This window comes from Actinosynnema sp. CS-041913, assembly GCF_050942485.1.
Taxonomy (GTDB): Bacteria; Actinomycetota; Actinomycetes; order Mycobacteriales; family Pseudonocardiaceae; genus Actinosynnema.
In genome coordinates this window covers 1,827,766-1,840,772 of sequence record NZ_CP192037.1, presented here as the reverse complement: position 1 = coordinate 1,840,772, position 13,007 = coordinate 1,827,766, and the positions used below count along the sequence as shown (strand labels likewise).

The following is a 13,007-nucleotide window of genomic DNA, read 5'->3' as shown; positions in this document are numbered from 1 at the left end:
GTGCCGACCACGGGCGCCCCGCCGATGGCGGGGCCCAGCACCCGAGTACCTGGGGTGGTCGGCTCGACCCTGCAAGCAGGTCTCGCGGACGCATCCATAGTCCCCAGTACCCCGCGCGCATTCAAACAGGTCAGGGCTCGCATCGGTACTGGTGGTGGCCGATGAGTAGCGTGCGTTGCCATGATCTCGCGTGTCGCCGTGGTGCCGCACCCTCCGCTGCTGGTGCCCGAACTGGTCGGCGGGGCGGTCGCCGAGACCGCCGCGGTGCGGGCCGCGTGCCTTGCCGCAGCACGGGATCTGGCGGCGCACGACGTCGACTGGACGGCCGTGGCGGTCGACCCGACCGGCCCGCGGACCCTGGAGGACGTGTCCGGGACTTTCCGCGGCTTCGGCGTGGACGTGCCCGTCTCGCTCTCCGAACGGCCGTCCTCTGTGGAGCCCGGCCTGCCCCTGCCCGCCCTGGTCGCCGGATGGCTGCGCGAACACGCAGGGGCACGCAGCGTGCGGGTGCACCTCGTGCCGCCGGACCTGCCGACGGCGGACTGCGTCTCATTCGGGTCTCGATTGACGGGACGGGCGCTGCTGGTGCTCGGCGACGGGTCTCATCGGCACGGCGAGCTGGCCGTGGGGCGGCCCGACGACCGCGCCGGGCCGTTCGACGAGGACGTGCGCAGGGCGCTGGCCGCGGCGGACGTCAAGGGCCTGGCGGACCTCGACCCGGCGCTGGCGGACGAGCTGGGCGCCCGGGGGCGGGCGGCCTGGCAGGTGCTGGCGGGCGTGCCCGGCGCGTGGCGGTGCGCGAGGTCGGAGTTCCTCGTGCCGTTCGGCGTCGGCTACCACGTGGCCGTCTGGGAGGCTTGACCGCGTGACCGCCCCGATCGCCGTCGTCGGCCCCACCGCCACCGGCAAGTCCGATCTCGCCGTGCGACTCGCCCTCGCGCTGGGCGGCGAGGTCGTCAACGCCGACTCGATGCAGCTCTACCGGGGCATGGACATCGGCACCGCGAAGATCACCCCGGAGGAGCGGCAGGGCGTGCCGCACCACCTGCTGGACGTGCTGGACGTGGCCGAGACCGCCTCGGTGGCCGTCTACCAGCGCAAAGCCCGCGAGGTGGTGGAGTCGGTGCTGGCCACCGGGCGGGTGCCGATCCTGGTCGGCGGGTCCGGCCTCTACGTGCAGGCGGTGCTGGACGACCTGGTGTTCCCGGCCTCCGACGACCGGATCCGGGCGCAACTGGAGAACGAGCTGGCGGTGTTCGGGGCGGAGGTCCTGCACGCGCGGCTGGCGCAGCTCGACCCGGCCGCCGGGCTGGCGATCCTGCCGTCCAACGGGCGGCGGGTGGTGCGGGCGCTGGAGGTCATCGAGCTGACCGGGCAGCCGTTCTCGGCGACCCTGCCCAAGCCGGGGCCTGCCCGCTACGGCACGGTGCTGGTGGGGCTGGACCGCGAGGTGTCCGAACTGGACGCGCGGGTCGACCTGCGGGTGGACCGGATGTTCGAGGCGGGGCTGGTGGACGAGGTGCGCGCGCTGGAGGCGGCCGGCCTGCGGGAGGGGCGCACGGCGTCGCGCGCGCTGGGGTACCAGCAGGTGCTGGCGGCGTTCGACGGCGAGCACGACCTGGCGACGGCCGCGCAGGAGACCGCGCAGGCCACCCGGCGGTTCGTGCGCCGGCAGCGGTCCTGGTTCCGGCGGGACCGGAGGGTCGTCTGGTTCGACGCGGGCGCCGACGGGCTGGTCGACGACGTGCTCACGCTGGTCGCGAAGTAGCCTGGCGACCGTGGGAATCGAGTTTCTCAAGGGTCACGGCACCGAGAACGACTTCGTGGTGCTGCCCGACCCGGACGGCCTGCTGGACCTGACCGAGTCGCGCGTGCGGGCGCTGTGCGACCGGCAGCGCGGGCTGGGCGCGGACGGCGTGCTGCGGGTCGTGCGGCCGGACATCGGTCCCTGGTTCATGGACTACCGCAACGCGGACGGCTCCATCGCCGAGATGTGCGGCAACGGCGTGCGCGTGTTCGCCCGCTACCTGGTGGAGTCCGACCTGGCGCCGCTCGGCGCGTTCGAGATCGGGACGCGGGCCGGTCGGCGGGAGGTGGTGGCGCACGAGGACGGGACCGTGACCGTGGACATGGGCCGTGCGCTGGTCACCGGCACGTCGACGGCGGTGGTCGGCTCCGCGTCGTTCGACGGGGTCGCCGTGAACGTCGGCAACCCCCACCTGGCCTGCGTGACGACCACGCCGGTCGGCTCGCTGGACCTGCGCGACCAGCCCGGCTACGACCACGAGGTGTTCCCGCACGGCGTGAACATCGAGTTCGTCAACGTGGTGGGCGACGGAGCGCTGCGGATGCGGGTCCACGAGCGCGGCGTGGGCGAGACGAGGTCGTGCGGCACCGGGATCGTCGCGGCGGTGGCGTCGTGGCTGCACGGGACCGGTCAGCGCACCGGGAAGGCCACTGTGGACGTCCCCGGTGGACAGGTGTCCGTGGTGGTCGAGGAGGACACGTCGACCCTCACCGGCCCGGCCGTGCTGCTCGCCCGCGGTGAGCTCGACCAGGCCTGGTGGGACGCCCTCTAGAGGTCGAACACCTCCAGCTTGCCCAGCCGGTCCACGCTGACCACCTCGGGCTGCGAGCTGGGCGCGGTGCAGCAGACGAGCCGCCGCCCGATCAGGGCCACCGCGAAGCAGTTCTGGCTGGTCTCGACCTTGTGGGTGATCTCACCGCCTTCGCGCACGCGGAACACGGATGGCTGGAGCGCGGGGGCGACCCACACGCCGCCCTCGTCGTCGGTCGCGATGCCGTCCGGGGCGATGAAGTGCTCCCGCAGCGACGCCCAGACGCGCCGGTTGGACAGCGTGCCGTCGGCCGCGACGTCGAAGGCGGTGAGCCCGAACGCGAGCGTCTCGGCGACGATGAGCGTCCTGGGCTCGCCCTCCCGGCTCGGCAGGAAGCCCATGCCGTTGGGGAACTTGAGATCGTCGGCGGCTTTCGACACCGTCCCGTCGGGCTGCACGAGCGCCAGCGGCGTGCCCGGAGCCACCCACCCCGGCTCCAGCATCGGCGCCTCGCCACCGGCGGCGATGGCGCTGTGCAGGTCGAACCCGAAGTTGCCGACGTACGCGCGGCCCGCGCCGTCGACCAGCATGTCGTTGGCGTGGAACGTGGCGATGCCGCCCAGGTCGGCGTGGAGCACGAGCGCGCCGCCTTCCAGCCGGCGCACCGTGCGGTCCTTCATGGATACGACCAGCAGCCGCCCGTCCGGCAGCCACCCCGACCCGGACGGCTGCTCGGGCACCGTGCACACGATCTCCTCGGCCCCGGTGTCGAGGTCGAGCGCCCGCACCTCGTGGGCGTAGAAGTCCGAGTAGAACAGCCTGCCGTCGGGCCCGTGCCGAGGCGCTTCGCCGAACCGGAGACCGTCACGCAGCACGGTGGTGTCAACCATGGTCGTCGACGCTAGTGATCACCGGAACATCCCGCATCGCCCGCAGTGGTGACACCGACAGCCGGAAGTCACGCGGGAACGGGATCGCGGGTCCGCAGCGGCGAGAACACCACCCACAGCACGGACAGCGTGCGTCCCACCACGGCCACCCACAAGGTCGCCATGATGCCGATCCCGGAGCCCAGCAACCCGCCGATCAGCCCACCCACCGGCAGCGCGCCCCACACCACGAACCGGATCGACGCGTTCATCCGCCCCAGCAGGTGGTCCGGGCAGATCGCCTGCCGGTAGCTCACCTGCGCGATGTTGTAGACGATCGCCCCGTACGCCAGCACGAGGTCGGCGACCACGATGAAAGCGAGCCGCCAGTCGGCCTCCGCCAGCGGCAGCAGCAGTCCGAACGGCTGGGTGACCAGCATGGACAGCCAGATCACCCGGTTCTGGCCGAACCGGTTGTTCCACCGGTTCGCGGTCAGTGCGCCCAGCACCCCGCCCGCGCCCGCGGCGCTGAACAGCAGACCGATGACACCGTCCGACAGCCCCAGGCCGCGGGCCAGGAACAGCACCATCACGGCCATCCCGATCCCGTCGAAGAAGTTCGACGTCCCGGTGGTCCCGATGATCGCCCGCAGCGACCGGTTCCCGAACACGAACCGCAGGCCCTCGGCGATCTCGGACACCAGCCCCGGCTTCTCCGCGGCTCGCGGCGCGGGCTCCTCGGTCCGGATGCGCAGCAGGAACAGCGCCGAGCACAGGTACCCGACGCCGGTGGCCAGGATGCCGTTGGCCGCGCCCAGCGTCTGCGCGATGCCGCCGGCCGCCGCGGGCCCGGACACCTCGGCCACGGACTGGCTCGCGGTGAGCTTCGAGTTGCCCTCCACCAGTTGGTCCCGCCCGACCAGCGCGGGCAGGTAGGACTGGTAGGCGATGTCGAACATGACGGTCGCCGCGCCGACCAGCAGCGCGACCACGACGAGGTGCGCGAACGTCAGCGTGCCCAGCCACCACGCCACCGGGATGGACAGCATCAGGGCGGCGCGCACGAAGTCGGCGGTGAGCATCACCGGGCGGCGTCTCAGCCGGTCCACCCACACCCCGGCGGGCAGCCCGATGAGCAGGAACGCGGCCGTGTTCGCCGCGGTCAGCAACCCCATCTGGAACGGGGTGGCCGCCAAGGTGCCGGCGGCGAGCAGGGGCAGCACGGTGCGGCCGATCGTGGAGCCGAACTGGCTGATGGTGTCGCCCAACCAGAGCAGGCGGAAGTCACGGTGAGACCAAAGGGACACGATCGGGGAGTCTCTCCCGAGTGATTGGAAAGTGTCAATCACTTATGCTCTGGACATGCACCGACGGCCGGCCACCGAGGCAGAAGCCGCCGCACTCTCCTCCGCCGTGCGGCTGCGCATCATCCGACTCACCTACGACCGCGCCCTGACCAACCAGGAACTCGCGCAACGGCTCGGCAAGGACCCCGCCACCACCCTCCACCACGTGCGCAAACTCGTCGCCACGGGCTTCCTGGAGCCCCAGCCCGCGCGCACCGGCAACCGGGGCGCGCGGGAGATCCCCTACCGGTCCACCGGCCTGTCGTGGAAGCTCGCCGGCGACCAGAGCCCGTACGCCCGGGAGGCCGGCGAGGCGATGATCGAGGCGTACCTCGCGGAGGTCGCCGAGCTGGAGCCGGGCCGCCTGGACCAGACCAGGCTCGTCGTCCGGGTGAACCCGGGGGAACTAAACCGGCGCCTCCGTTCGTTGTTGGATGAGCTGGCAACCGAGCCGGACGACCCGGAAGGTGAGCGTGTGGCGATCTACCTCGCGGTGTACCCCGGCGATTAACCACTCGGCTCGGGCTGCCGGACATGCGACGATGAAGGGCAAATGACGGAAAACACGTACAACGGCAACGACTGGCTCGACCACGACGACGAGCTGTCCACCGGCGAGCTGGCCCTCGCCGAGCGCGCCGCGCTGCGCCGCGTCGCCGGATTGTCCACCGAGCTCCAGGACGTCACCGAGGTCGAGTACCGGCAGCTCCGCCTGGAGCGCGTCGTGCTGGTCGGCGTGTGGACCGAAGGCACGGCGGCCGACTCCGAGGCGTCCCTGGCGGAACTCGCGCTGCTCGCCGAGACGGCGGGCTCCGAGGTGCTCGAAGGCCTCGTGCAGCGGCGCGACCGACCCGACCCGGCCACCTACGTCGGCTCCGGCAAGGTCACCGAGCTGCGCGACATCGTGATCTCGACCGGCGCGGACACGGTGATCTGCGACGGCGAGCTGTCCCCCGGCCAGCTTCGGCAGTTGGAGGAGAAGCTCAAGGTCAAGGTCGTCGACCGCACCGCGCTGATCCTGGACATCTTCGCCCAGCACGCGTCCTCCAAGGAGGGCAAGGCGCAGGTCGAGCTGGCGCAGCTCCAGTACCTGCTGCCGCGCCTGCGCGGCTGGGGCGAGTCGCTGTCCCGGCAGGCCGGTGGCCGGGCGGGCGGCGGCAACGGCGGCGTGGGTCTGCGCGGCCCCGGTGAGACGAAGCTGGAAACCGACCGCCGGCGCATCCGCGCCCGGATCGCGAAGCTGCGCAGGCAGATCGCCGCGATGAGCGTCATCCGGGACACCAAGCGCGGCGCGCGGGTCGCCAACGCGGTGCCCAACGTGGCCATCGCCGGCTACACCAACGCGGGCAAGTCGAGCCTGCTCAACGCCCTGACCGGGGCGGGTGTGCTGGTGGAGGACGCGCTGTTCGCCACGCTGGACCCGACCACCAGGCGCAGCCAGACCCCGGACGGCCTGCCCTACACGCTGACCGACACGGTCGGCTTCGTCCGGCACCTGCCCCACCAGCTCGTGGAGGCGTTCCGGTCGACGCTGGAGGAGGTCGCCGACGCGGATCTGCTGATCCACGTGGTCGACGGCTCGGACGGCATGCCGGAGAAGCAGGTCACGGCGGTGCGCGAGGTGATCTCGGAGATCAGCGAACGCCGCGACGACCCGATGCCGCGCGAGCTGCTGGTCGTGAACAAGGTCGACGCGGTGGGCGAACTCGGCCTGGCCCGGCTGCGCCACCTGTTCCCGACGGCGGTCTTCGTGTCCGCGCGCACCGGCGAGGGCATCACGGAGCTGAGGGAGCGCATCGCGACCCTCATCCCGCGCCCCGAGGTGGTCGTGGACGCGCTGGTGCCCTACGCCCGGGGCGAGATCGTGGCCCGCATCCACCGCGAGGGCGAGATCATCAAGGAACGGCACACCGAGGAAGGCACCGAACTCAGCGCCAGGGTCCGCCCGGACCTGGCCGGAGTCCTGGAGCAGTTCGCGGTGAACGGAAGCCGCGCCTAGACCTTGCACGCGGTACTGCTGACCCTGGCCCTGACGGCCGGTTCCGCCCTGGCGGAGCCGGCCGTCGCCGACGTGTGCCAGGTGACCGACCAACGCCTTGAAGAGCTCTCGGGCCTGGCCTCCGACGGCGACCGGTGGTTCGCGGTCAACGACAGCGACCCGGGCCGCGTCGAGATCCAGGTGATGGACCGGACCTGCGAGATCGCCCGCACGATCACCGCCCGCACCAACCCGTTCGACGTGGAAGACCTGGCCCTGGCGCCCGACGGCACGCTGTGGCTGGCGGACACCGGCGACAACGGCAAGTCCCGGGAAACCGTCGCGCTGCACGCGATCGCCCCGGACGGGACGGCGAGGCTCTACCGGCTGACCTACCCGGACGGGAAGCACGACGCCGAGGCGCTGCTCCTGGACGCGAGCGGAGTCCCGCACATCGTCACCAAGGAAACCCTCGGCTCACCCCTCGTCTACCGCCCGACGGGCGCGTTGGACGAGGGCGCCCCGACGCCGCTGGAGCAGGTGGCGAAAGTCCCGATCAGCGGTTCGAGCACCCCCGGCGGCCCACTCCAGAGCTCGGTCGTCACCCGCCTGGTCACCGGCGGCGCGATGTCGAGGGACGGCAAGGTGGCAGCCCTGCGCACCTACACCGACGCGTACCTGTTCCGGGTGCCCGACGGCGACCTGGCGAAGGCCCTGGAATCCGACCCGGTGCGCATCCCGTTGCCGAACGAGCGGCAAGGCGAAGCCCTCGCCTTCGACCCGGACGGCACCCTGCTGTCGGCCTCGGAGTTCGGCGACCAGGGCACCAGCTCGACGGTCCGCGCGGTAGCCGGCGCAACGTCCCTGGCCGCCCCACCACCGACGACCACGACACCACCGCCGCCCCAGGGCCAGGGCGACACGACGGCAGCTCCCGCCCCTTCGGACGACGACCGACCACTGTGGCCGGTGGTTGGCGCCGGCGCGGCGGCCTTGGCCCTCGTAGGCCTCGTGGTCCGCCGCACCCGCAAACGCAAAGCCTGACCCAGGGTCAGAGGCGCCTCAGCACCGCCACCACCTTGCCCAGGATCGACGCCTCGTCACCGAGGATCGGCTGGTAGGCGGCGTTGTGCGGCAGGAGCCACACGTGCCCGTCCCGCCGCTTGAACGTCTTCACGGTCGCCTCCCCGTCGATCATGGCCGCGACCACGTCGCCGTTGTCGGCGGTCGGCTGCTGCCGCACCACCACCCAGTCACCGTCGGTGATGGCGGCATCCACCATCGAGTCACCCACGACCTTCAACAGGAACACCTCCCCCTCGCCGACGATCTCGCGCGGCAGCGGGAAGACGTCCTCGATCGCCTCCTCGGCCAGAATCGGCCCACCCGCGGCGATCCGCCCCAGCATCGGCACGTAGGCGGGCGTGGGCCGGGACGCGGGGTCGAGCCCCGTCACGATCTCGGTGGGCAACACCCCCACGGCCCGAGGCCGGTTGGGATCCCGCCGCAGGAAGCCCTTCCGCTCCAGCGCGCGCAACTGGTGCGCCACGGAGGACGTGGAAGTGAGCCCCACCGCCTCCCCGATCTCCCGGACGCTGGGCGGGTAGCCGAAACGGTCCAGCCAGTCCCGGATCACGTCGAGCACCTTGCGCTGCCGCAAGGTGAGCCCGGCGTTCCCCGCGATGTCCGCGGGTTCGGGCACGGAGGGCGCATCGGCGGCGATGCGCAGGTCGTCATTGGTCTTGCGAGCCACGGTGCTTTCCCTCCTCACCGGTCCCGATTGCCCAGGCCGGCTGTACGTCGATCTTCAGTTGTCGAAGGTAGCCGCACTCCACGTCCAGATCAAACACCTGTTCGAAGTAAGTGTCGGCGTGTCCTTCCGGTTTCACCGGTTGAAGTGGTAGACATTCGCACGGACGTTCGATCGAACAGAAGTTCGATCATGATCGGATGACCTGCGTTGGAGGGCGTCATGGCGGTGGTCATTGGCACGCGCACCGGCTTCGAACTGGTAGCCGGCGCGGCGGCGGAGGACGTGCGCCGGGGCGAGGCGCTACGCCCCGGCCCCAGAGTCCTGCGCAGCTTCGAGGACACCCGCCGCCCCACCACTCCCCGCCCCCGTCCGCTGGCAGTGCCCGCCACCCCGGACCCGGCGGCGTGCCAGGTGCGCGAGGACACCCGCCACCCGGTCGTCCAGTTCGCCCTCTACGCGGCGATGGCCGTGGCGGCGGCTGTGACCCTGAGCCTGCTCTACCTGTACGGCTCCGGCGCGACGACAGTCCCCGAACGCACCAGCGTCATACACGTCCAGGTGGGTGAGACCCTGTGGGACGTGGCAGAGCGCAACGCTCCGGACAGCAACCCGGAAGCCGTAGTCGACCGCATCAAGAAGCTGAACAACCTGGACAGCCCGTCCATCAAGCCGGGTCAACCGCTGGTGGTCCCGGACGGTCGCACCGACCCGCCGAAGTAGGCCCCCGCGAACCCACCGCGACCACCCCATCGCAGTGAGTCCCACCCATCCGTGGGTTCCTGCGACACGCCCGCGACACGCCGACCCGCAACTTGCACCATGTGGGCCGCAGGCATAGGTTTACCCCTACATCTAGTGGTTACACCGTCGTAGTTAGTCCACAGGTTGGGTTATTCCCGGCAACGTGGCTAGCTGCGGTGGATGCTGCGCCGGGGAGGGGTGACCAGACGTGCGCTGTCCGTTCTGCCGCAACTCGGACTCCCGCGTGGTCGACTCGCGCGAGGTGGACGAGGGCCAGGTGATCCGCCGGCGGAGGTCCTGCTCAAGCTGTGGCCGCCGCTTCACCACCGTGGAAGAAGCCGTGCTGGCGGTGGTCAAGCGGTCCGGGGTGACGGAGCCCTTCAGCCGCGACAAGGTGGTCAACGGCGTCCGCCGGGCCTGCCAGGGCAGGCCGGTCGACGAGGACGCGTTCCACCTGCTGGCCCAGCGCGTGGAGGAGTCGATCCGCTCCACCGGGTGCGCCGAGATACCCAGCCACGAGGTGGGCCTGGCGATCCTCGGCCCGCTCAGAGAGCTGGACGAGGTCGCGTACCTGCGCTTCGCCAGCGTCTACCGCTCGTTCTCCTCGGTCGAGGACTTCGAAAAGGAGATCGCGGACCTGCGCAACGCGCAACGCGACTGAGCGGCAGCACAGCGTCACCGACGCGACACCACAGCCGGCGGCACGAATCGCCCGGCACACGAACTTGCCGCGACCGCCTCGGACGGGAGCCCGGACGTCGGTCGCACACCGGAATTTCGACAACGCGCGGAAAGAGGAACGGGGAATGACGGAGACCGTTGGTGGCTCCAGCAAGAAGACGGCCACCCGCAACGGTGCGGGGGAAAAGCGCCTCACCGTGAACCGGGTGTACACCACCGAGGGCGTGCACCCGTACGACGAGGTGACCTGGGAGCGCCGCGACGTCGTCATGACGAACTGGCGCGACGGCTCGATCAACTTCGAGCAGCGCGGCGTCGAGTTCCCCGACTTCTGGTCGGTCAACGCGACGAACATCGTGACCAGCAAGTACTTCCGCGGCGCGGTCGGCACCCCGCAGCGGGAGCACAGCCTGCGCCAGTTGATCGACCGCGTGGTGAAGACCTACACCGAGGCCGGTGTGAAGCACGGCTACTTCTCCACCGACCAGGACGCGCAGGTCTTCGAGCACGAGCTGACCTGGATGCTGCTGCACCAGGTGTTCAGCTTCAACTCCCCGGTGTGGTTCAACGTCGGCACCAGCTCCCCGCAGCAGGTGAGCGCCTGCTTCATCCTCGCGGTGGACGACACCATGGAGTCGATCCTCAACTGGTACCGCGAGGAAGGCCTGATCTTCAAGGGCGGCTCGGGCGCGGGCCTGAACCTGTCCCGGATCCGGTCCTCGAAGGAACTGCTCTCCTCCGGCGGCACCGCGAGCGGCCCGGTCTCGTTCATGCGCGGCGCGGACGCGTCGGCGGGCACCATCAAGTCCGGTGGCGCGACGCGCCGCGCGGCGAAGATGGTCGTGCTGGACGTGGACCACCCGGACGTCGAGGAGTTCATCCAGACCAAGGCGCGCGAGGAGGACAAGGTCCGCGCGCTGCGCGACGCCGGGTTCGACATGGACCTGGGCGGCAAGGACATCGTGTCCGTGCAGTACCAGAACGCGAACAACTCGATCCGCGTGTCGGACGAGTTCATGCACGCCTACGAGAACGGCGGCCAGTTCGGCCTGCGCGCCCGCCAGACCGGCGAGGTCATCGAGACCGTCGACGCGAAGAGCCTGTTCCGCAAGCTCGCGCAGGCCGCGTGGGAGTGCGCCGACCCCGGCATCCAGTACGACGGCACCATCAACGACTGGCACACCACGCCGGAGTCGGGCCGGATCACCGCCTCGAACCCGTGCTCGGAGTACATGCACCTGGACAACTCGAGCTGCAACCTGGCGTCGCTGAACCTGATGAAGTTCCTCCAGGACGACGGCCTGTTCAACGCCGAGCTGTTCGCGAAGTCGGTCGAGCTGGTCATCACCGCGATGGAGATCTCGATCAGCTTCGCGGACTTCCCGACCGAGCCGATCGCGGAGACCACCCGCAAGTTCCGGCAGCTCGGCATCGGCTACGCCAACCTCGGCGCGCTGCTGATGGCGACCGGCCACGCGTACGACTCGGAGGGCGGCCGGGCGCTGGCCGCGTCCATCACCTCGCTGATGCAGGCGGTGGCGTACAAGCGTTCCGCCGAGCTGGCGGGCATCGTCGGGCCGTACGAGGGCTACGCCCGCAACGCCGAGGCGCACCAGCGCGTCATCCGCAAGCACGCGGCGGCGAACGACCTGATCCGCACGTACCACGCGAACGACGCGGCGGTGCAGAAGGTCGCGACCCGCGCGTGGCAGGAGGGCATGCAGGTCGGCGCGCGCAACGGCTGGCGCAACGCGCAGGCGTCCGTGCTCGCGCCCACCGGCACCATCGGCCTGATGATGGACTGCGACACCACCGGCATCGAGCCGGACCTGGCGCTGGTGAAGTTCAAGAAGCTGGTCGGCGGCGGCTCGATGCAGATCGTCAACCAGACGGTCCCGCGCGCGCTCAAGGTGCTCGGCTACCAGGACGAGCAGATCGAGGCCATCGTCGAGTACATCTCCGAGCACGGCCACGTGGTCGACGCCCCCGGCCTGCGCCAGGAGCACTACGAGGTGTTCGACTGCGCCATGGGCGACCGCTCCATCGCGCCGATGGGCCACGTCCGGATGATGGCGGCGGTGCAGCCGTTCATCTCGGGCGCGATCTCCAAGACGGTCAACATGCCGGAGACGGCGACCGTCGAGGACGTCGAGGGGATCTACTACCAGGGCTGGAAGCTGGGCCTGAAGGCGCTCGCGATCTACCGCGACAACTGCAAGGTCGGCCAGCCGCTGTCCGCCGGCAAGTCGGCGAAGCCGTCGGGCGAGACCAAGACCGAGACGGTGGTCGAGTACCGCCCGGTGCGCAAGCGCCTGCCGAAGAAGCGCCCGTCCCAGACGGTGTCCTTCACGGTCGGCGGCGCGGAGGGCTACCTGCACGCCGGCTCGTACCCCGACGACGGCCTGGGCGAGATCTTCGTCAAGCTGGGCAAGCAGGGCTCGACCCTGGCGGGCGTGATGGACGCGTTCTCCATGTCGATCTCGGTGGGCCTCCAGTACGGCATCCCGCTGGAGTTCTACGTCTCGAAGTTCCAGAACCTCCGCTTCGAGCCGGCCGGCATGACCGACGACCCGGACGTCCGCATCGCGACCAGCGTCCTGGACTACCTGTTCCGCCGGCTGGCGCTGGACTACCTGCCGTTCGAGAAGCGCGCGCAACTCGGCATCTTCACCGCCGACGAGCGCACGGCCCAGGTCGCGCAGGACTACGGCAACGGCGACGTGGACCTCGAAGGCCTGCGCACGTCGGTCGACGCGACGCCGACCAAGGCCACGCCGGAGGTCGAGCAGAAGAAGTCCGCGCCCCAGGACGTCCGGGTCGGCAGCTCCACGGAACTGCTCGAACTCCACCTGGGCACGACCGCCGACGCGCCGCTGTGCATGACCTGCGGCACGAAGATGCGCCCCGCCGGCTCCTGCTACCTGTGCGAGGGCTGCGGCTCGACGTCGGGCTGTAGCTGATCGCGAGCGCGACTGCAGGACGAAGTGCCTGATCGGACGGGGTGTCGGCGACTGGCCGGCACCCTGTCCGATCACGACACAACTCCGAGGCTGCCTTGAATGCGGACTCGGATGATCAACC

The 13,007-nt window shown here is 70.6% G+C and carries 12 protein-coding genes; 9 read left to right on the top strand and 3 right to left on the bottom strand.

All coding sequences use genetic code 11. The annotated features are described in order from the left end of the window. The first annotated feature begins 180 nt into the window (after nt 1–180). Genes ACQPZF_RS09090 through dapF form a run of 3 tightly spaced genes read left to right on the top strand, consistent with a single transcriptional unit; the run spans nt 181 to nt 2,579 of the window. Nucleotides 181–861 carry a hypothetical protein gene (locus ACQPZF_RS09090; protein ID WP_433270203.1) on the top strand — a complete coding sequence of 227 codons (681 nt, stop codon included), beginning with the start codon at nt 181–183 and terminating at the stop codon, nt 859–861. 4 nt (nt 862–865) lie between these two features. After that, nucleotides 866–1,768, top strand: a complete 903-nt coding sequence (gene miaA, locus ACQPZF_RS09085) for a tRNA (adenosine(37)-N6)-dimethylallyltransferase MiaA (RefSeq protein WP_433270201.1) — start codon at nt 866–868, stop codon at nt 1,766–1,768. Nucleotides 1,769–1,778: 10 nt separating this feature from the next. After that, entirely contained in the window at nt 1,779–2,579 is an 801-nt protein-coding gene (dapF, locus tag ACQPZF_RS09080; protein ID WP_433270199.1) for a diaminopimelate epimerase, read from the top strand. Here dapF and ACQPZF_RS09075 read toward each other — a convergent pair. Further along, on the bottom strand, nt 2,576–3,448 hold the full coding sequence (locus tag ACQPZF_RS09075; RefSeq protein WP_433270197.1) for an SMP-30/gluconolactonase/LRE family protein: 873 nt from the start codon (nt 3,446–3,448) through the stop codon (nt 2,576–2,578). The genes dapF and ACQPZF_RS09075 overlap by 4 nt on opposite strands. A gap of 68 nt (nt 3,449–3,516) precedes the next feature. Further along, nucleotides 3,517–4,734 (bottom strand): MFS transporter, encoded by a 1,218-nt coding sequence (locus ACQPZF_RS09070; protein ID WP_433270195.1) that lies wholly within the window; start codon nt 4,732–4,734, stop codon nt 3,517–3,519. A gap of 55 nt (nt 4,735–4,789) precedes the next feature. Between ACQPZF_RS09070 and ACQPZF_RS09065 the strand changes: the two genes are divergently transcribed. From ACQPZF_RS09065 to ACQPZF_RS09055, 3 genes are read left to right on the top strand one after another with little or no spacing between them, the layout of a single operon-like run. Then, nucleotides 4,790–5,284: an ArsR/SmtB family transcription factor gene (locus tag ACQPZF_RS09065; RefSeq protein WP_433270193.1), complete on the top strand. Its 495-nt coding sequence runs from the start codon at nt 4,790–4,792 to the stop codon at nt 5,282–5,284. A gap of 42 nt (nt 5,285–5,326) precedes the next feature. Beyond that, entirely contained in the window at nt 5,327–6,772 is a 1,446-nt protein-coding gene (gene hflX, locus ACQPZF_RS09060; RefSeq protein ID WP_433270191.1) for a GTPase HflX, read from the top strand. Nucleotides 6,773–6,775: 3 nt separating this feature from the next. Continuing rightward, nucleotides 6,776–7,795, top strand: a complete 1,020-nt coding sequence (locus ACQPZF_RS09055; protein ID WP_433270189.1) for a hypothetical protein — start codon at nt 6,776–6,778, stop codon at nt 7,793–7,795. A gap of 7 nt (nt 7,796–7,802) precedes the next feature. Here ACQPZF_RS09055 and lexA read toward each other — a convergent pair whose 3' ends face one another. Continuing rightward, the gene (gene lexA, locus ACQPZF_RS09050) at nt 7,803–8,504 is read right to left on the bottom strand and encodes a transcriptional repressor LexA (protein ID WP_433270187.1); all 702 of its coding nucleotides are present in this window, start codon (nt 8,502–8,504) and stop codon (nt 7,803–7,805) included. 219 nt (nt 8,505–8,723) lie between these two features. Between lexA and ACQPZF_RS09045 the strand changes: the two genes are divergently transcribed. The 3 genes from ACQPZF_RS09045 (at nt 8,724) to ACQPZF_RS09035 (ending at nt 12,886) form a co-directional block, all read left to right on the top strand. Next, a complete protein-coding gene (locus ACQPZF_RS09045; RefSeq protein WP_433270185.1) occupies nt 8,724–9,224 on the top strand; it encodes a LysM peptidoglycan-binding domain-containing protein in 501 nt (166 codons plus the stop codon). A 229-nt stretch (nt 9,225–9,453) separates the two neighbouring features. Beyond that, complete coding sequence (gene nrdR, locus ACQPZF_RS09040; RefSeq protein ID WP_433270183.1) at nt 9,454–9,906, top strand: transcriptional regulator NrdR; 453 nt, start codon at nt 9,454–9,456, stop codon at nt 9,904–9,906. A 145-nt stretch (nt 9,907–10,051) separates the two neighbouring features. After that, nucleotides 10,052–12,886: a vitamin B12-dependent ribonucleotide reductase gene (locus ACQPZF_RS09035; protein WP_433270181.1), complete on the top strand. Its 2,835-nt coding sequence runs from the start codon at nt 10,052–10,054 to the stop codon at nt 12,884–12,886. Nucleotides 12,887–13,007: the final 121 nt, after the last annotated feature.

What these genes read in the sequence shown, in the direction of transcription:
- ACQPZF_RS09075 (WP_433270197.1), bottom strand. Translation starts at nt 3,448, where the DNA reads ATGGTTGACACCACCGTGCTGCGTGACGGTCTCCGGTTCGGCGAAGCG.
- ACQPZF_RS09045 (WP_433270185.1), top strand. Translation starts at nt 8,724, where the DNA reads ATGGCGGTGGTCATTGGCACGCGCACCGGCTTCGAACTGGTAGCCGGC.
- ACQPZF_RS09065 (WP_433270193.1), top strand. Translation starts at nt 4,790, where the DNA reads ATGCACCGACGGCCGGCCACCGAGGCAGAAGCCGCCGCACTCTCCTCC.
- hflX (WP_433270191.1), top strand. Translation starts at nt 5,327, where the DNA reads ATGACGGAAAACACGTACAACGGCAACGACTGGCTCGACCACGACGAC.
- ACQPZF_RS09035 (WP_433270181.1), top strand. Translation starts at nt 10,052, where the DNA reads ATGACGGAGACCGTTGGTGGCTCCAGCAAGAAGACGGCCACCCGCAAC.
- ACQPZF_RS09090 (WP_433270203.1), top strand. Translation starts at nt 181, where the DNA reads ATGATCTCGCGTGTCGCCGTGGTGCCGCACCCTCCGCTGCTGGTGCCC.